At 71.4% G+C, this 1123-nt stretch carries 1 protein-coding gene; it reads right to left on the bottom strand.

Translation table 11 applies throughout. The annotated features are described in order from the left end of the window. Window positions 1–24: 24 nt before the first annotated feature. A partial coding sequence (locus ACWC1K_RS50685) for an IS701 family transposase (protein WP_450841008.1) occupies window positions 25–1123 on the bottom strand: 1099 nt, incomplete at its 5' end.

Genomic DNA, 1123 nt, shown 5'->3' with positions numbered 1-1123 from the left:
ACGCGTCGAGGACCTGGTAGAGGCTCAGGCTGTCGTGTGGGCTTTTGGGTCGTAGCGCCGCAGGGTGAGGAAGGCCTGGGCGGCGGTGACGAGGGCGACGTGGTGGTGCCAGCCGCGCCAGGTGCGGCCCTCGAAGTGGTCCAGGCCCAGGCCGTGCTTGAGCTCGCGGTAATCGTGCTCGATACGCCAGCGCATCTTCGCGAAGCGCACCAGGCCGGCGATGGGGGTGGTGGCGGGCAGGTTGGACATCCAGAAGCCGGTGGGTGCGTCGGCTTCTGCGGGCTGTTCCACCAGCAGCGTCCGCAGCGGCAGCACCCCGTCCCAGCGGCCGCGTCCACCGGCCTGTTCCTGCGCGCTGCGGGTGGCTTCCTTGCCCGAGGGCCGCACCTGGAGCACCGCAAAGCGTGAGGTCATGGGCCCTTTGCTGCCCTGGCGCCAGGTGACGGTCTCGAAGCAGGCGTCCGCGTCGACCAGCTGATGCAGGGGGCGGGCCGGCTCGCGGTAGCGGGGCAGAGTGGGCGGCCCCAGGCCCTGGTAGGGCGGCAGATACGGCTCGGCAGCGGCAGGCCGGGCGATCTCCTTCGGTTCGACGGCCATCACGTAAGACCAGCCATGTTCCTCCAGGGCCAGCCGGAAGGAGACGCTGCGGCCGTAGCCGGCATCGGCCACGAGCACCGGCACCGACCCCAGCCAGCCCGCCAGCCGCTCCAGCAGCCCCAACGCCAGGCGGGGCTTGGTCACATGCCCGACCTCCTCGGGCACACCCGCAGCCGTGCGGCGCGGGAGGTCGTGGGCCCATTCCTCGGGCAGGAACAGCTCCCACTCCAGCGGGCAGGAAGCACGATCGGTGGCCGCGTGCACGCTGACCGCGACCTGGCAGTTGGCCCGCTTGCCCAGCGCCCCGCAATACTGCCGGGCCACCCCGACCGAGGCCCGCCCGCACTTGGGAAACGACACATCGTCGATGACCCACACATCGGGCCTGACCACCTCGACCAGCCGCTCGGCGATCCGCCGCCGCACCGGCATCCACGGCCACGGCGACTGGTTGACGAACTGCTGCAAGGCCTGCATGTTCCCGTCCGGCAGCCGCTGGGCCATCGGCTGGATCGACTTGCGCCGC

The organism is Streptomyces sp. NPDC001492, from assembly GCF_053597275.1.
Note: the sequence above shows the minus strand (reverse complement) of the source record. Positions and strands in the feature narration are given on the sequence as shown.